Here is a 16,192-nt window from a genome sequence, read left to right on the forward strand (position 1 = left end):
GCGGTTCCACCGGGCGGTGCGCCGTTGGTGTGCGGTTGGTGTGCGGTTCGGTGTGCGGTCTCAGCAGCCGTTGAGGATGCCGCTGAGCGCGGACTTCTCGGCCGAGTCGAGGGTGAGCTCGTAGGTGTACTTCACCGAGACCCACATACGGGCGTACATGCAGTGGTAGGCGCTCCGGGGCGGCAGCCACTCGGCGGGGTCCTGGTCGCCCTTGGACTGGTTGACGTTGTCCGTCACGGCTATCAGCTGGGAGTGGGTCAGGTCGTTGGCGAACGCCTGGCGCTGGGCGGTGGTCCAGCTGTTCGCGCCGGACTTCCACGCCTCGGAGAGCGGCACGACGTGGTCGATGTCCACGTCGGAGGAGGCGGACCAGGTCTCGCCGTCGTACTCGGAGTACCAGGTGCCGCTGGTGGCCGCGCAGCTGGAGTCGGTCTGGACGTTCTCGCCGTCCCGCTTGAGGACTTCCTCGCGGGTGTTGCAGGAGCCGCTCTGGGTGATCCAGTGCGGGAACTTGTCGCGGCTGTAACCGTCCGACGAGCCTTCGGCCTTGACGGTCAGCGAGGCCAGCTGGGTGCGGGCGGTGGCGGCGCTGGGCGGGGCGGGCGGAGACGCCTGGGCGGTGGGCCCGCTCAGGACGAGCGTGCCCAGCAGGGCGACGAACCCGCCGAAGACGGAGGCGCGACGCGCGTAGACGCGACGGCGAGTGGGATGACACTGCATGTCTGACATGCGAACTCCCTTGAGGGTGGGGGGTCGTTGGCCGCTGGTGCCCGGCCATGGTGGCGACGCCGGGTTGCTGTGGGGTGGGCGTCAGGTAACAGGGTGACGACGCGGTCATGTCAACGCAAGGGGTTGACAACTGCTCACCAGGAGTGCGCATAAGGCTATTTACCTCGATCGTGTGATGGTCGGCTTCTGGCCTTGCGGCGCCACAGGCGGGTTGGGTTAGCGTGGCTGTGCGATCTGGGACGCCGGGTGCGGTGCCAGCGTGCGGGGCCCCTGCTCCACCAGAGAGATGGTTCAGGGCCTCCCCGTCGCCTCTGGCCGCACCCACATGGCCAGGTCGTGAGGGACTCCGCCCACCCGGCTCGGACCACGGACGCGATCCGTGTCGCCGCCCGGGACGCGAAAGCGGACGACCAGTACGCCCAAAACCGTTCGGGGCGTGCCAGTGAGCGGACTCACTCCCGCTCACTGCCCAGGAACGGTTCAAAGGGCGGTTGGGGCCACCCTTGCGATCCGGCCCCGGGCGCGTGGGCGCTGATGGCGTTTCCGGCGGCGGGCCGCGCCACGGCGGAGTGGAGTCACTGCCGGGCCCCGGCGGCAGCGCGCCCCGGGCCACCGGGCGGGCGATCTACGGCCCGGCCCGGCGATCCGGCCGCGAGCCCCGCCCGGACTGTGGGACTGGTCACACTTCCCGGCGGGGGTGGGCCGGTTCCGGTGGACCGGGGGCCGTCGCGCCGGAGGGTTCCCGTATCCTTGTCGGCAGCAGAAGGGGAGTAGCTCCTCGCCGGACCGTCGACATACTGCCCGCCCCTCGAGGTGCGGGCCGGCGCCCGGAGCGTACGGAACCACCGCGGGACGCGGAGGTCGTGCGCCAGCGAGACCTTCGGCCGCAGTGTCCGACGCTGCCGTGCCGAAGCGATCCCTCCCCGGGGCCCTTGGTGCGGCCCGATCTACGAGGTATCCATTCCGTGTTCAGCATCACCGTCGCCGCCGTGGTCTTCGGCGTCGTCTTCCTCGCCGAGCTGCCCGACAAGACCGCCCTGGCCGGGCTGATGCTCGGCACCCGCTACCGCGCGTCGTACGTCTTCGTCGGCGTGGCCGCCGCCTTCGCCATCCACGTCGGGCTCGCGATCGCGGCGGGCAGTGTGCTCACCCTGCTGCCGCACCGGCTGCTGGAGGCGATCGTGGGGGCGCTCTTCCTCGGGGGAGCGGCGGTGCTGCTCCTCAAGAAGGACGACGGCGAGGAGGAGGTCCGCAAGCCCGCCGACCAGAGCTTCTGGAAGGTCTCCGGGGCGGGCTTCATGCTGATCCTGGTGGCCGAGTTCGGCGATCTGACCCAGATCATGACCGCGAACCTCGCCGCCCGCTACGACGACCCGCTGTCCGTGGGCGTGGGCGCCCTGCTGGCCCTGTGGGCCGTCGCCGGACTGGGCATCCTGGGCGGCCGCACCCTGATGCGATACGTCCCCCTGCGACTGATCACCAAGATCGCGGCCCTGGTGATGCTGGCCCTGGGCGCCTTCAGCCTGTACGAGGCCATCGCGGCCTGAGCGCCCACGGTGGCTTGGTTTCGGGGGGGCGTCCGGGGCGCTGGGGTGTCCGGACACCCCAGCGCCCCGGACGCCGGGCGGGGTTTCTGCGCATCCGGGGGCGTGGGGCGTCTGCGAGCCCCCCGGGCGCCGGGCTGGCCGGGCGTTTGGGCGCCCGGTGGGGTTTCCTCGCGCCTGGGCACCCGCGCGTGGCTGTCCGGGGCACGCGGGGAGTCCCCACGGATAGGTTTCCGCGGTCGGGTGCCCCGGGTGCCCGTACGGCGGCTACACGCCCGCGTGCCCCGGGCACCACGGGGCACGCGGGCCTTCGAGCTTCGGTGGGGTTCGCGCCGTCTGGATATCCGGGCGCGTGGCCGTCCGGGGCGCCTGGGAGCGTCTCGGCGGGCGGGTTTCCGTGGGCCCGGGTGCCCCGGGCGCCTGCACGGGATCTGCCCGCCCGGGTCTCCGGGGTGTCTGGGCGTCCGGGTTTCCGAGGCGTCCGGGTTCCGTGCGTCCGAGCGTGGGGGCGGCGTGCCGAAGTCTCCGCACCCCGGGGCGGTCCGGTGGCCCGGCGGTCCGGTGGCCCGGCACCCCGGTGGCCCGGTGGCCCGGCACCCCGGCACCCCGGTGGCCCGGTGGCCCGGTGGCGGCCCGGTGGCCCGGTGGCCCGGTGGCCCGGTGGCCCGGTGCCCCGGTGGTCCGGTGGCCCGGTGGTCCGGTGGCCCGGCGGTCCGGTGGCCCGGTGCCCCGGTGGCCCGGTGCCCCGGCGGCGCGGCGGCGCGGCGGCCGGGCGGCCGGGCGTCCGGGGTGTCTGGAGGTCCGGGGTGTCTGGATGTCCGTGCGTCCGAGGTCCCGGTGTCCGCGAGTCCCGGGGTGTCCGGGCGCTCGGGTGTGAGGAGTGTCCGGGGCTCCGCACGGCCGGAGGTCCGGGGTGTCCCGGGCGGGATGGGTGTCCGCGGGCCTGGGTATCCCGGGTGTCCGTGCGGCGTCCGCGTGCTCGCGCGTCCGGGGGTTCCGGGCGTCCGGGTTTCCGACGTGCCCGAGATTCCGTGCGTCTGGGGTGTCCGGATGTCCGTGCGGTCGGCGACTGCGGGGCGCCCCCGCGGGCCCGGGTGTCCCGGGTCATCTGCGGGTCGTGTGCCCGGGGTGTTGGGCGTAAGGGCTTCCGGGTGGCGTTCGAAGGCCGGGCTTCCGCACACCTCGGGTCCTGGGTGTCCGGCGTCCGGGGTTCGCGTGTCCGGGCGGTTGCGCGACCGCGCGCCCGGGGTGTCCGTGCGCCCGGGGTGTCCGTACGCCCGGGGTGTACGGACGGCCGTGCGTCCGGTGCGTTCCGGTGCCCGGGGGCGGCGCCCCCCGCGGGCGTGGGGTGTGGCGGTCCGAGGGTCAGTCCTGGACGTGGACTCGCAGCATGCCGTCCGGGAGTGCCTCGACGCGCACCTGCTCCAGGTCCTGGACGTGTACGTCCGGGGCGTGTGCCGCGGCGCGTGGGCCCACGCCGATCACGCGCATTCCGGCTGCCCGGCCCGCCGCGATGCCGGCTTCCGAGTCCTCGAAGGCGATGCAGTCGGCGGGGGCGAAGCCCAGTTCGGCCGCGCCCTTGAGGAAGCCCTCCGGGTCCGGCTTGCTCGCGCCGACGTGTTCCGCGGTGACCCGGATCTCCGGCAGCGGCAGCCCGGCGGCGCCCATGCGGGCGCGGGCGAGTGCCTCGTCGGCGGAGGTCACCAGGGCGTGGGGCAGACCGGTCAGCGAGGCAATGAACGCGGGCGCGCCGGGCACCGGCACGACGCCGTTGAGGTCGGTGGTCTCCGCCTCCAGCATCCGCTGGTTGTCGGCCAGGTTCTGCTCGACCGGCCGGTCGGGGAGCAGCGCCGCGATCGTCGCGTGGGCCTGCCGCCCGTGGGCGATCGCGAGTACGCGCTCCGCGTCCAGCCCCTGCTCGGCCGCCCACCGCCGCCAGTAGCGCTCGACCACGGCGTCGGAGTTGACGAGGGTGCCGTCCATGTCGAGGAGGAGTGCGCGGGCGGTGAGGGACATCGAGACTCCTGGTCGCGGGCGCGGGATGAGCGAGGAGACAAGCGGCTCCGCCCGCCGGTCAGGGAGAGCGGGCGGAACCACTTTGTTCCTTCACGATACAAAGCGTGGCCCATCTGCGCCAGTGGGGGCGGGGCCCCTCTACGGCTCGTCGGTTCTGGATTCGAGGTCGCGGCGGGTGTTCTCGCCGTAGACGCCGTCCGGATCATCCGTGATGTCGTGCTGGTTCTGGTAGCTGGAGACCACCCTCCGCAGCCCCGCGTCGTACTCCCCGTCCGCCACGCCGATATAGAGCAGCAGCTGGGTCAGCCGCTTCTGGAGTTCGGCCACCTCGGGCCCGCTGTCGCCCTCATGCAGCACCGGCGGGCCGGGCGGCTCGGGCGATTCGGACGGGTCGGCCGTCGGGCCGCCGGACGCGCTCGGTCCGGGCTTGGTCGCCTCGCTGGTCGCGGAGGCCGACGCCGAGGAGCGGGCGGTGGCCGGGGGGCCGTCCTCGCGGGGGCTCGCGCTCGCCCGCGCCGAGCCGGACACGGAGGGGAGGGGCGTCGCACTCGGCGAGGGGGTGCCGGACGGCGCGCCCGCCTCCTCGGCCGGAAGCTCCTCCTCGGCCGGAGGGCTGACGGTGCTGTCGGCCAGCGTGTGGTCGCTCCCGCCGCTGCCGCCGTCGTCCTTCTGGTCACCGCCGAGCAGCCCGGTGCCGATCGCCAGCGAACCGGCCACGGCCACGGCCGCAGCCCCCGCCAGCACGGTCGCCACGACCTTGCGCTTGCTCTTGCGGTGACGGGCGTGGCCGGGGGCGTGCCCGTCGGCGTCGCCGGCCGCCTCCTCGTCCTCGTCCCCGCCCTCGTCCCCGCGGGGTCTCTCCTCGACGCGGTCGATCATCCGCGTCTCCTCGGTGCCCCCCTTCTCCGCCTTCTCCCGCTCCGCCCTCTCGGCCTCCTCGAACAGCCGCAGATCACGTGGATCCGGTCCGTCCGGGCGCTCCTCCGAGAGCGTCGCGATGGGTTGCGTATGGGTCTGGTCATCGGTCTCGCCTGCCGTCGCGACGGACGCGGCGGCGCGTTCGGCGCACGTACAACCGGGGCGGCCATTGGCGCGCGCCGGTGCGAAGCAGTGCGGGCAGGACTCTGCCGTCACGGAACTTTCCCTCCCTGGAGTCGCTGCGATTATGCGCAGGCGATCCCCTTCCGCGCAGGTGTTCGCCCGCCGTGCGGACCGGCCCGGCGGGCCGTAACAGGGCATAAAGGTGAGGATGGGGTGAGGATGAGGAGGGGACGGAGGATCGAGGAGGAACAGCCATGGCGCGGGACGCCGGCAGCCCGGCTCCGCCCCCCGGAGCCCCCGGCGCCGTGACCCGCGGCCCAGGAGAGGGTGGGCCGCAGCGCTCGGTCCTGGTGGCCATCGGCGCGCTGCTGCTCGGCATGCTGCTCGCCGCGCTCGATCAGACGATCGTCTCCACCGCGCTGCCCACGATCGTCAGCGACCTCGGCGGTCTGGAGCATCTGTCCTGGGTCGTCACCGCGTATCTCCTCGCCTCGACCGCCGCCACCCCGCTGTGGGGCAAGCTCGGCGACCAGTACGGCCGTAAGAAGCTCTTCCAGACCGCGATCGTCCTCTTCCTGATCGGCTCCGCGCTGTGCGGGCTGTCCAGGAACATGGCGGAACTCATCGCCTTCCGCGCGGTGCAGGGGCTGGGCGGCGGCGGCCTCATCGTGCTGTCGATGGCCATCGTCGGCGATATCGTCCCGCCCCGTGAGCGCGGCCGCTACCAGGGCCTCTTCGGCGCCGTCTTCAGCGCCGCCAGTGTGCTGGGGCCGCTGCTGGGCGGGGTGTTCGTGGACCATCTCAGCTGGCGCTGGGTCTTCTACGTCAATCTGCCGATCGGCATCGTCGCCCTCCTCGTCGTCGCCTCCGTGCTGCACATCCCGGTGCGCCGCGCCCCGCACACCATCGACTACTTCGGCACCTTCCTGATCGCCGTGGTCGCCGCCGCCCTGGTGCTGATGACCTCCCTGGGCGGAGTCACCTTCGGCTGGGGCTCCTGGCAGATCGTCGGGCTCGCGGTGGTCGGCCTGCTGCTGCTGGCGGCCTTCGTACGGGTGGAGACCCGCGCGGCCGAGCCGGTGCTGCCGCTCGCGCTCTTCCGCAGCCGCACCTTCACGATCTGCGCGGTCATCGGCTTCATAGTCGGGTTCGCGATGTTCGGCAGCATGACCTATCTGCCGACCTTCCTCCAGATCGTGCAGGGCGTCTCGCCGACCATGTCCGGCCTCCATCTGCTGCCGCTGGTCTTCGGCACCCTGCTCGCCTCCACCGTCTCCGGCCACCTGGTCAGCCGCACCGGTCGGTACAAGGTCTTCCCGGTCCTGGGCACCGCGGTCACCGCCGTCGGCCTGCTGCTCCTGCACCAGCTGCGGGAGTCCAGCGGGCTGGTGGAGATGAGCGCGTACTTCTTCGTCTTCGGCTGCGGTCTCGGCCTGGTCATCCAGGTGCTGGTGCTGATCGTGCAGAACTCCGTCCGCTATCAGGACCTGGGCGTCGCCACCTCCGGCGCGACCTTCTTCCGCTCGATCGGCGCCTCGTTCGGCGTCTCCGTCTTCGGCACGATCTTCGCCAACAACCTCGGCCCGCAGATCGCCACCGCGCTCGCCGGGCGGCGTCTGCCGGCCGGGATCACGCCCGGCTCCCTCACCTCCGACCCCCGGACCCTCGGCCGGCTGCCCCCGGCGGACCAAGCGGCGGTGCGGCACGCGTTCTCCGTCTCCATCACCGATGTCTTCCTGTACGCGGTGCCGGTCGTGCTGGTCGCCTTCCTCCTCGCCTGGTACCTCCGGGAGGAGCCGCTGCGCGGCAGCGTCACCGCGCCGGACGGCAGCGAGATACTGGCCAGCAACCCCGTCCAACGCACCTCGCGCGACGAATGCGCGCGGGCGCTGTCCCTGCTCGGCAGCCGGGAGGGCCGCCGGAAGATCTACGTGGACATCACCCGGCGCGCCGACCTCGACATCAGACCGGCCGCGAGCTGGATGCTGCTGCGCATCCACCACTACGGCTCGGTCGAACCCGCCCTGCTCGCCGCGCGCTCGTCCGTACCGCTGCGGGAGATCACCGAGGCGGCCCGGCAGATCGAGGAGCGCGGCCTGGGCCGCCGCTACGGGCTGGAACTGATCCTCACCGACGACGGCCGCGACGCCGCGACCCGGCTCTACCGGGCCCGTGAGGCATCCCTCGCGGAACTCCTGGGCGACTGGTGGTCACCCGACCGCCCCACCGACCTGACCAAGCTGGTGAACGAGCTGACACACGAGCTGTGCGGCTCCGACGCGGAACAACCCAGAGAGGGCAGCCCCCGCCCCGACCACCGCCGCCCGCCCCCACCGCGAACGTAGGGCGCTTCGGGCCGTAGACCCTTGATGAGGTAGTTGCGCCACATCAAGCATTTTTACGAAGGGGTACCCAGACCCCCGGGCCCACGCGCCCGCCGGCGGACCGACCCACCGACCACCGGCCCGTCAGCCCACGAGCCCGTCGCCCGGAGACGAACGGATGCCGTCGCCCCCGGGCCCATGCTCAAATGCGCCGAAGGCGCGAGACGAAAGCCGCACCCAACCGAACACAGCACTCCGACGCACAGCACCCCAACACACACCGCACCCCCACGCCCGGCGCCCCCGGCGCATACCCGCCTCAGCCCAACTCCTTGCCCATCCACACCTCGGCATACGGCCCCTCCGTAAAGGCCGGAACCTCCCGATACCCGTGCCGCGCGTACAACGCACGCGCCTCGACCAGATCGCGCCGGGTATCGAGCACGATCCGCCCGGCGCCCAGCGCGCCCGCCGCCGCCTCGACGGCCGCGAGCAGGGCGGCGCCCCCGCCCAGCCCCCGCTTGGCGGGCCGTACGAACACCCGCTTCAGCTCCGCCGTACGCGCGTCCAGCAGCCGCAGCCCCGCACAACCGACGAGTTCGCCGTCGTGGTGCGCCAGCAGGAACACCCCACCCGGCGGGGCGAGATCGTCGCTGGGCATCTCCGCGTGCGCCTGCTCGATCTCCTCCCGCGTCGAGTCCCGACCCTCGTGGAGCTGGTAGTAGCGGTCGGCGACATCGACGAGGTACTCACGCAGCAGCACGGCCGAGACGGGATCGTCGACGGGCCGCGCGGCCACCGTCCACGCGGGATACGCGGGATACGCGGGATACGCGGGATACGCGGGGTACGCGTCGCCGCGCGAACCGGCTTGGGCATAGGGCGTACTCGTCATGGTCGGCATCCTGGCACCCACCACCCCCGCGCCGCACCGCAGTTTGAGGGCCGAAGACCGGGCTACCCGGATTAAGGAGCCCCCGAACGCGGAGGGGGAAGCCAGCGGGAAGGCAGAAGCAGACATGTCAACTGGTGCGATCAGCATCGTGGTTGTCGTCGCGGTCGTCCTCGCGGCCGCACTCACCGTCCGCGTCGTCCGTGCGGGCGCAGGCCGCAGGGAACGCGCTCTGCGACGCCGCTTCGGACCCGAGTACGAACTGAACGTCGCCCAGCACGCGGGCGACACCAAGGCGGCGCAGCGCGAACTCGAGGAGCGGCTGCGGCTCTACGGCGAGCTGCGGACCCAGCCCCTGCCCGGTGAGCTGCGCGAGCGGTACGTGGCCGAGTGGGCCGGTATGCAGGAGCTGTTCATCGAATCCCCGGAACGCTCGGTGACCGGCGCCGATCGGCTGCTGGCCCGCCTCGCCCACGACCGAGGCTATCCATCGGACCGCTACGAGGAGCAGATCGCGGCGCTGTCCGTACACCACGCCGACCACATCCAGGGGTACCGGCAGATCCACGACTCGGCCGCACGCGCCCGCGAGGGCCGCGCCGACACCGAGGAGCTGCGCGAGGCCGTGGTGCACGCCCGGCCGTTCTTCGAGGACCTGGTCAGGCCACCGCACCACGCCACGACCCGCCCCGAGACCGCACGGCAGCACCACCACGGCGAACGGCACAGCGGGAACCGGCTCCAGCGGTGGCTGCCCGGGGGCGGCGCCGGGACCGGGACGGGGTTCGGCCACACCAGGAAGGGCGGCGCGTGGTGACGGCCCCGACGGACCCGACGGAACCCATCGAACCCATCGAACCCATCGAACCCATCGAACCCACCGCACCCGCCCAGCCGTCGAGCACCCCGAACGGCCCCAGCTTTCCGGTGCTGCCGACAGATGTGCACGACAAGCTGGTCCAGCGGCTGCGGTATTCGGTCAGCGGCTTCGTGGACTCCCCACGCGGCGCCGTCGAGGAGGCCGACACCCTGCTCACGGAGGCGGTCACCCGGCTCACCGACCTCCTGGCCGAACGCCGCGCCACGCTCCGAGCCGCCTGGCACGAGAACGACGGGGTCGTCACGGAGACGGAAGAGCTGCGCCTGGCGATGCGGGGCTACCGCAATGTGCTGGAGCGCCTCATCAGCATCTGACGGCCGTACGAGGGTGTGTGGGCGGCTGCTTGTTCCCCACCCCGCCCCTCCCCGAAACCGGGGCTCCGCCCCGGGCCCCGCTCCTCAATCGCCGGAGGGGCTGGGATGGGTGACGCCGAAGCAGCGATATGCGGCTCCGCCGCGTGGCAGAGGCTCCCCCGGAACCCGGGGTCTGGGGCGGAGCCCCAGTTGTGGGAAGGGGCGGGGAGGGGAACAGCCCGCCGCAGGCGGCGCGATCCATCGGGCACCCCCCTGCGCCGCTACGCCGCGTCCCACAGCTCGGTGCCGTGCGCCCCCACCAGTGCGCCGATACGGGCCAGCGCCTCCCCGGCCGGCTGCGGGTCCAGCCTGCGGCCGTCCCGCAGCCGCAGGGCCACCTGGCCCTCGCCCGCCTCCCTGGCGCCGATGACGGCCTGGTACGGGACGAGGCGGGACTCGCGGATCCGGGCGCCCAGGCTGCCCCGCTCGGGTCCGGCGAGCTCCGCGCGCAGCCCGAGCCCCTCGCAGCGCCGCACCACCTCCTCGGCTTGCTCCAGCTCCGCCTCGGAGATCGGCAGGACCACCAGCTGGGTGGGGGCCAGCCAGGCGGGGAAGGCCCCGCCGTGCTCCTCGATGAGATGGGCCACGGCCCGCTCCACACTGCCGATGATGCTGCGGTGGACCATGACCGGACGGTGCCGGGCGCCGTCCGGGCCGATGTAGTGCAGATCGAACCGCTCGGGCTGGTGGAAGTCGACCTGGACGGTGGACAGGGTGGACTCCCGGCCGGCGCCGTCCGCCACCTGCACATCGATCTTGGGGCCGTAGAACGCCGCCTCGCCCTCCTCGGCCTCGTACGGCAGGCCGGAGCGGTCCAGGACGTCGGTCAGCAGGGCGGTCGACCGGCGCCACATCCCGGGCGCGGCGACGTACTTGCCGCCGGGCCCCGGGAGGGAGAGCCGATAGCGGGCCGGGGCGATGCCGAGCGCCTCATAGGCCCGGCGGATCAGCTCCAGGGCCGCGCCCGCCTCGTCGGCGACCTGGTCCAGGGTGCAGAAGATATGGGCGTCGTTCAGCTGGATGGCCCGGACCCGGGTCAGCCCGCCGAGCACCCCCGACAGCTCCGAGCGGTACATCCCGCCCAACTCGGCCATCCGCAGCGGCAGTTCGCGGTAGCTGTGGCCACGGGAGCGGTAGATGACCGCATGGTGGGGGCACAGGCTCGGACGCAGCACGACCTGCTCCGCGCCCGGCTCGGTGCCCAGCTCCATCGGGGGAAACATGTCGTCGCTGTAGTGCGACCAGTGGCCCGACAGCTCGTACAGCTCCCGCTTGCCGAGCACCGGCGAGTACACATGCCGGTAGCCCGCCCGCCGCTCGGCGTCGCGGATGTACTCCTCCAGGGTGTGCCGTACGGTCGCGCCGTCGGGCAGCCAGTACGGCAGGCCCGCGCCGATCAGCGGATCGGTGTCGAACAGGCCCAGTTCACGGCCGAGCTTGCGGTGGTCGGGCATCGCGGTCTCCTCGTTGGACGTCGGTGCGCATCGGCGGACGTCGGGGTACGCCGATGGACATCGGGTGAGTGACCGCACGGCGAAGCCCCGGGGCACTCGCCCCGGGGCTTCGGATCAGAACATCGGTCAGCGCGCCGGGACACTCTCCGGCGTCGTCGTCATGGCAGTGCCAGCGCGCTTCATGCCGATCACGGTAGCAAGGCCCGGCGCGGCCCGCCCGGCAATTTTCCGGCGGCGGACCACACCGGCCCACGGCGCACGGCGGCCGTTCCGCCCAGCCAACGGCTTACGCGGCCGTACTGCCCAAGCCACGGCTTACGGCGGCCGTGTCGCCCGGCCAACGGCGCATGGCGGCCGTACCGCCCAGCCCACGGCTCGCAGCGGCCGTACCGTCCAAGCCACGGCTTATACGGCGGCCGTTCCGCCCAGCCAACGGCTTACGCGGCCGTACTGCCCAGCCCACGGCCCACGGCGGCCGTACCGCCCAAGCCACGGCGCACGGCGGCCGTACCGCCCAGCCCACGGCCCACGGCCCACGGCTCACGGCCCCCGACTCACCGCAGCCGTCCCGGCTACGCCCCCTCCGGCACCAGCTCCCCCACCGCGTCCCGCCACGCGGCCCGCGTCGCGACGGCCTGCCGCCACGTGCGCACCGCCTTCGGTGGCATCCCGACGGCCAGCACACCGGCCACCCGGTCCCCCGAGCGGTAGGCGGCCAGGAACTTCCGCTCCTCCAGCGCGCCCTCCACGACCGCGACCTCCTCATGGCCGCGCAGCCAGCCATGCGCCTGGATCCGGAAGTCGTACTGGTCCGACCAGAAGTACGGCACCGGCGCGAACGGCTTCCGCGCCTCCGGGCTGAGGAGGTTGCGGGCCACGGCCATGCCCTGCTCGGTGGCGTTGGTCCGGTGCTCGATCCGCATCGCCGTGCCGAACAGCGGATTGTGCCAGCGGGCCACATCCCCCGCGCCGTACACATCCGGCGCGGCGGCGCTGTACTCATCGCACTCCAGGCCGTCGCCCAGGGGCAGGCCACTGCCCTCCAGCCAGCCGGTGTTGGGCACCGAGCCGATCGCGACCAGCACCTCGTCGGCCTCGACCAGCGTGCCGTCCGACAGCCGTACCCCGCCGTCGGCCACCTCGGCCACCATGACCCCGGTGCGCAGATCGACGCCGTGGTCGTGGTGGGCGCGGGTGAGCATCCGGCCGACCCGTTCGCCGACCGCCGGGGCCAGCGGCACGGGCGCGGGCTCCAGCAGCGTCACCTCCGTACCGAGTCCGCTCGCGACGGCGGCCGCCTCGGCGCCGAGGAACCCGGCGCCGACCACCACCAGCCGCCGCCCCGGGCCCAGCCGGTCCCGCAGGGCCAGGGCGTCGTCCAGGGTGCGCAGCACATGCGCGCGCTCCGCGCCGTCGCCGGGCAGCCGGCGGGGGCGGACGCCGGTGGCGATGACCAGGCCGTCGTACGGCACCCGCGCCCCATCGGCCAGCGCCACCGTACGGCCCGCGAGGTCGAGGCCGGTCGCGGTGACGCCGAGGCGCAGATCGAGGCCGAGCGCGTCCAGATCGGCGGCCGAGCGCAGCGGCACCCGGTCGGGTTCCCACTGGCCGCCGAGGATCTGCTTGGACAGCGGTGGCCGGTCGTACGGGTGGTACGGCTCATCGCCGATGAGCGTGAGCGTGCCCTCGTAGCCCTCCCGGCGCAGCGTCTCCACCGCCGCCAGACCGGCGGCGGAGGCGCCGACCACCACCACGTGCTTCACTTCTCGACCACCCGTATCGCCGCCGCCGGGCAGACCACCGCGGACTCCCTCACATCGGCATGGAGTTCGGACGCGGGCCGCTCGTCCAGCAGCACCACGATGCCGTCCTCCTCCCGCTGGTCGAACACATCGGGCGCGATCATCACGCACTGCCCCGACGCCACACACTTGGGAACATCGACTTCCACACGCATGGTGACTCCCTTGTCCTCGCCGCTGCCTGCACCGCCGCCCGCGCCGCTCATGATGTCCAGGTGACCGGCAGCTCGTAGACGCCGTAGACGAAACCGTCGTCTTTGAACGGTAGTTGGTCGATCCCGGTCGCCAGCCGCAGGGTGGGGATACGGCGGTAGAGCGTGCCGTAGACCACCTGGAGCTCCAGCCGGGCGAGCGGCTGGCCCAGGCACTGGTGGACGCCGAAGCCGAACGCTATGTGGCGGCGGGCGTCGCGGCCGATGTCCAGCCGCTCTGGCTCGGGGAAGACCTCGGCGTCCCAGTTGCCGGTGCCGGTGTAGACGATGATCCCGTCCCCGGCGCGGATGGTCTCGCCGCCGATCTCGATGTCCTCCAGCGCGACCCGGCGCCGGCCGTTGTGCACGATGGTGAGGTAGCGCAGCAGTTCCTCGACGGCCCTGGCGACCGCCTTCGGGTCGTCGGTCTCCCGCAGGACGGCGAGCTGGTCGGGGTTCTCCAGCAGGGCCACGGTGCCGAGGGCGATCATGTTGGCGGTGGTCTCATGACCGGCGACCAGCAGCAGTACGCCCATGTTGGCGGCATCGCGCTGGGTCAGCTCACCGGCCCTGACCCGCCCGGCCAGCTCGGAGAGCATGTCGTCGGCGGGGTCGGCGAGTTTGGCGGTGACCAGCCCCTCCAGATAGTCGGTCAGCGCCTCGTTGGCGCCGACCATGTCCTCGACCGAGGAGTGCCGGTTGATCAGGACGGAGCTGTTCCGCTGGAAGAAGTCGTGGTCCTCGTACGGCACCCCGAGCAGCTTGCAGATCACCAGCGACGGGAGCGGCAGCGCGAGCGCGTGTACCAGGTCAACCGGGGTCGGTCCGGCCAGCATGGCGTCGATCAGATCGTCGGTGATCTTCTGGATCTCGGGCCGCAGCGCCTCGATCCGCTTGATCGCGAACGGTCCGGTGACCATCCGGCGGATCCGGGCGTGCTCGGGGTCGTCCATGGTGAGGAAGGACCGCCGCTGCTTGGCGTTCTCGCGGACGCCGGCGCTCGCGTGCGGATAGCCGGGCAGCGTGGCCTCGGCGCTGACCCGCGGGTCGCTGAGCAGGGCGCGCTGGTCGGCGTACCCGGTCACCAGCCACGGGGCGCTGCCGTCCCACAGCCGTACGCGTGTGACCGGCCGTTCGGTGTGCAGCGCCCGTGTGGTCGGGGGCGGGTCGAAGGGGCAGCCGGCCGCCCGCGGCATCGGAAACTCCGGAAGCTGCTCTTCCGCTTCGGCCGTGGTCTCTGCCAGCGTCTCGGTCATGTCTCTCCTCGGGTGGGGTTCCGACGGGAGCGGAGCCTGAACCCTTCGCGTCAGGGGAACGGGAACCTTCGCAATTACGGGGACGTGATGACCAGCGAACCCGCTCGACCTGACACCCCCCGGTCAGTTACCTGACGAATCGCTGACCGTGCCGACTGTGGGGAAGGCCACAGTGACCGTCGTGCCGCGGTCCGGTGCGCTGCGCACGCTCACCTCGCCGCCGTGCCGCTCCACCACCCGCCGCACGATGGTGAGGCCGAGGCCGCCGCCCAGCTCGACCCGGCCGTCCTCGGCGCGGGGGGAGGTGAGCCGGGCGATATCGCGCGGGCTCATGCCCGGCCCCTGGTCGCTGACCGACAGCTCCACATGCGGCCGGCCACCGGCCCCGGCCACCGGACCGCGCACCGCAACGGTCACCGGGGACCCGGCGGGGGTGTGCCGCAGCGCGTTGCCCAGCAGATTGCGGACGGCGTGCCGCAGCATGCGGTTGTCCGCGACGACGGTCGCCCGGCCGCAGTTCTCGCGCGCGATGGGACGTTCGGGATCGAGCAGCCCCAGATCCGCCACCGCCTCGTCGGCCACGTCCCGCAGATCCACCGGCTCCGGGTCCAGCGGCCGTACCCAGGAGGAATCCGTCGGCGGAAACACCTGCTGCACCGCCTGGTGCATATGGTCGGCCTCGTCCTGGATACGGCGCAGGGCGCGCACCATCAGCTCGGGGTCGTCGCTGAGCCCTTGCAGCGGGAGTTCGGCCCAGCCGCGGATGGTGGTCAGGGAGGTGCGCAGCTCGTGCAGCAGGACCTCGAGCCGCTGCTGGCGCTCGTAGGCGTCCTCGCCGCGGGCCTGGCCGTCCTCGTGGCCTTCGCCCATATGGCCCTCGTTCACGCGGAGGCGAGGCGGCCGAGCCAGTAGCCGAAGCCACGGCGGGTGTGGATCAGGGCGGGCCCGGTCTCGTCGACCTTGTGACGGAGGCGGGAGACCAGCTTCTCGATGGCGTTGTCCCCGTACCGCCCGTGGTCCGCGACCCACAGATGCTCGCCGATCTGCTCCTTGGACAGCACCTGCCCCGCGTTGACCAGCAGATAGCGCAGCAGCCTGAACTCGGCCGGGGTCAGCTCCAGCGCCCGCCGCCCGCGCAGCGCCTGACGGGTCGTATCGTCCAGCACCAGATCCGCGTAGCTCGGCGACGGCTCCTCGCGCCGCTGGTTCCGGGTGCGCAGCAGGGCCTGCACCCGGGCCAGCACCTCGGCGATCCGGAACGGCTTGGTGACGTAGTCGTTCCCGCCGATGCCGAGGCCGGTGACCAGCGAGTCCAGCGAGTCGCGGGCGGTGAGGAAGAGCACGGGCGGATGGTTCTCGTCGGCCGCGACCAAGCGCCGACACACCGTGAAGCCGTCCAGATCGGGCAGCATCACATCGAGGATCACCAGGTCGGGCCGGTCCCGCCCGACCCGGTCGAGCGCCTCCCCGCCGGTGGCCGCGGTGCCGACCCGGTAACCGGCCAGCTCCAGGGTGGTCGAGAGCAGTTCGGCGATTCTCGATTCATCGTCGACGACCAGGATGCGCTGCCCGTTGCCACGGGCGGGCGCCGGTTTCTCGCTGACACTCCCGTACACGCCATGACACTACGTGAACCGACCGTTCCGGGGCACGGGGGCCTTGACCGCGACCGACGAGATCCGGACAGGGCCGGGGACGCCGTCTACGGCC

Annotated in this window: 14 protein-coding genes; 4 read left to right on the forward strand and 10 right to left on the reverse strand. The window is 72.7% G+C overall.

All coding sequences use genetic code 11. From position 1 onward, the window contains the following. Positions 1 to 60 precede the first annotated feature (60 nt). A complete protein-coding gene (locus NQU54_RS16220; RefSeq protein ID WP_257631679.1) occupies positions 61 to 729 on the reverse strand; it encodes an HNH endonuclease family protein in 669 nt (222 codons plus the stop codon). Between the two features lie 965 nt (positions 730 to 1,694). On the opposite strand from NQU54_RS16220, the gene NQU54_RS16225 reads away from it, so the two are divergent. After that, positions 1,695 to 2,276: a TMEM165/GDT1 family protein gene (locus NQU54_RS16225; RefSeq protein ID WP_257631680.1), complete on the forward strand. Its 582-nt coding sequence runs from the start codon at positions 1,695 to 1,697 to the stop codon at positions 2,274 to 2,276. 1,362 nt (positions 2,277 to 3,638) lie between these two features. Here the strand turns inward: NQU54_RS16225 and NQU54_RS16230 are convergent. Together NQU54_RS16230 and NQU54_RS16235 are read right to left on the reverse strand one after the other, a co-directional pair. Then, positions 3,639 to 4,289 (reverse strand): HAD-IA family hydrolase, encoded by a 651-nt coding sequence (locus NQU54_RS16230; RefSeq protein WP_257631681.1) that lies wholly within the window; start codon positions 4,287 to 4,289, stop codon positions 3,639 to 3,641. A gap of 138 nt (positions 4,290 to 4,427) precedes the next feature. Continuing rightward, positions 4,428 to 5,423, reverse strand: a complete 996-nt coding sequence (locus tag NQU54_RS16235) for a peptidoglycan-binding domain-containing protein (RefSeq protein WP_257631682.1) — start codon at positions 5,421 to 5,423, stop codon at positions 4,428 to 4,430. Between the two features lie 161 nt (positions 5,424 to 5,584). Here NQU54_RS16235 and NQU54_RS16240 point away from each other — a divergent pair, with 161 nt between their 5' ends. Then, positions 5,585 to 7,675 (forward strand): MFS transporter, encoded by a 2,091-nt coding sequence (locus NQU54_RS16240; protein WP_257631683.1) that lies wholly within the window; start codon positions 5,585 to 5,587, stop codon positions 7,673 to 7,675. A gap of 298 nt (positions 7,676 to 7,973) precedes the next feature. On the opposite strand, the gene NQU54_RS16245 is transcribed toward NQU54_RS16240, so the two are convergent. Then, positions 7,974 to 8,549 (reverse strand): GNAT family N-acetyltransferase, encoded by a 576-nt coding sequence (locus NQU54_RS16245; RefSeq protein WP_257631684.1) that lies wholly within the window; start codon positions 8,547 to 8,549, stop codon positions 7,974 to 7,976. A 124-nt stretch (positions 8,550 to 8,673) separates the two neighbouring features. On the opposite strand from NQU54_RS16245, the gene NQU54_RS16250 reads away from it, so the two are divergent. Continuing rightward, the gene (locus NQU54_RS16250) at positions 8,674 to 9,363 is read left to right on the forward strand and encodes a hypothetical protein (RefSeq protein ID WP_257631685.1); all 690 of its coding nucleotides are present in this window, start codon (positions 8,674 to 8,676) and stop codon (positions 9,361 to 9,363) included. Beyond that, positions 9,360 to 9,740 carry a hypothetical protein gene (locus NQU54_RS16255; protein WP_257631686.1) on the forward strand — a complete coding sequence of 127 codons (381 nt, stop codon included), beginning with the start codon at positions 9,360 to 9,362 and terminating at the stop codon, positions 9,738 to 9,740. Before NQU54_RS16250 ends, NQU54_RS16255 begins: the two co-directional genes overlap by 4 nt. Before the next feature lie 260 nt (positions 9,741 to 10,000). Here NQU54_RS16255 and thrS read toward each other — a convergent pair whose 3' ends face one another. The 6 genes from thrS to NQU54_RS16285 all read right to left on the reverse strand — a co-directional run bounded on the left by thrS (position 10,001) and on the right by NQU54_RS16285 (position 16,098). After that, entirely contained in the window at positions 10,001 to 11,329 is a 1,329-nt protein-coding gene (thrS, locus tag NQU54_RS16260; protein WP_308408489.1) for a threonine--tRNA ligase, read from the reverse strand. A 476-nt stretch (positions 11,330 to 11,805) separates the two neighbouring features. Continuing rightward, on the reverse strand, positions 11,806 to 12,996 hold the full coding sequence (locus NQU54_RS16265) for an NAD(P)/FAD-dependent oxidoreductase (protein WP_257631688.1): 1,191 nt from the start codon (positions 12,994 to 12,996) through the stop codon (positions 11,806 to 11,808). Continuing rightward, a complete protein-coding gene (locus tag NQU54_RS16270) occupies positions 12,993 to 13,190 on the reverse strand; it encodes a ferredoxin (RefSeq protein ID WP_093702301.1) in 198 nt (65 codons plus the stop codon). The genes NQU54_RS16265 and NQU54_RS16270 overlap by 4 nt, the downstream gene beginning before the upstream one ends. Positions 13,191 to 13,237: 47 nt before the next feature. Beyond that, entirely contained in the window at positions 13,238 to 14,482 is a 1,245-nt protein-coding gene (locus NQU54_RS16275) for a cytochrome P450 (RefSeq protein ID WP_257631689.1), read from the reverse strand. A 123-nt stretch (positions 14,483 to 14,605) separates the two neighbouring features. Further along, positions 14,606 to 15,352, reverse strand: coding sequence for a sensor histidine kinase (locus NQU54_RS16280; protein WP_257631690.1), 747 nt, complete (start codon positions 15,350 to 15,352; stop codon positions 14,606 to 14,608). Positions 15,353 to 15,363: 11 nt separating this feature from the next. Further along, entirely contained in the window at positions 15,364 to 16,098 is a 735-nt protein-coding gene (locus NQU54_RS16285; RefSeq protein ID WP_069869166.1) for a response regulator transcription factor, read from the reverse strand. Positions 16,099 to 16,192 lie beyond the last annotated feature (94 nt).

This window comes from Streptomyces malaysiensis subsp. samsunensis (assembly GCF_024519315.1).
In the GTDB taxonomy this organism is placed as follows: domain Bacteria; phylum Actinomycetota; class Actinomycetes; order Streptomycetales; family Streptomycetaceae; genus Streptomyces; species Streptomyces malaysiensis.

Excerpts from the sequence above, each read along its gene's own strand:
- NQU54_RS16220 (WP_257631679.1), bottom strand. The coding sequence starts at position 729 with ATGTCAGACATGCAGTGTCATCCCACTCGCCGTCGCGTCTACGCGCGT.
- NQU54_RS16230 (WP_257631681.1), bottom strand. The coding sequence starts at position 4,289 with ATGTCCCTCACCGCCCGCGCACTCCTCCTCGACATGGACGGCACCCTC.
- NQU54_RS16240 (WP_257631683.1), top strand. The coding sequence starts at position 5,585 with ATGGCGCGGGACGCCGGCAGCCCGGCTCCGCCCCCCGGAGCCCCCGGC.
- NQU54_RS16245 (WP_257631684.1), bottom strand. The coding sequence starts at position 8,549 with ATGACGAGTACGCCCTATGCCCAAGCCGGTTCGCGCGGCGACGCGTAC.
- NQU54_RS16250 (WP_257631685.1), top strand. The coding sequence starts at position 8,674 with ATGTCAACTGGTGCGATCAGCATCGTGGTTGTCGTCGCGGTCGTCCTC.
- NQU54_RS16270 (WP_093702301.1), bottom strand. The coding sequence starts at position 13,190 with ATGCGTGTGGAAGTCGATGTTCCCAAGTGTGTGGCGTCGGGGCAGTGC.
- NQU54_RS16275 (WP_257631689.1), bottom strand. The coding sequence starts at position 14,482 with ATGACCGAGACGCTGGCAGAGACCACGGCCGAAGCGGAAGAGCAGCTT.
- NQU54_RS16280 (WP_257631690.1), bottom strand. The coding sequence starts at position 15,352 with ATGGGCGAAGGCCACGAGGACGGCCAGGCCCGCGGCGAGGACGCCTAC.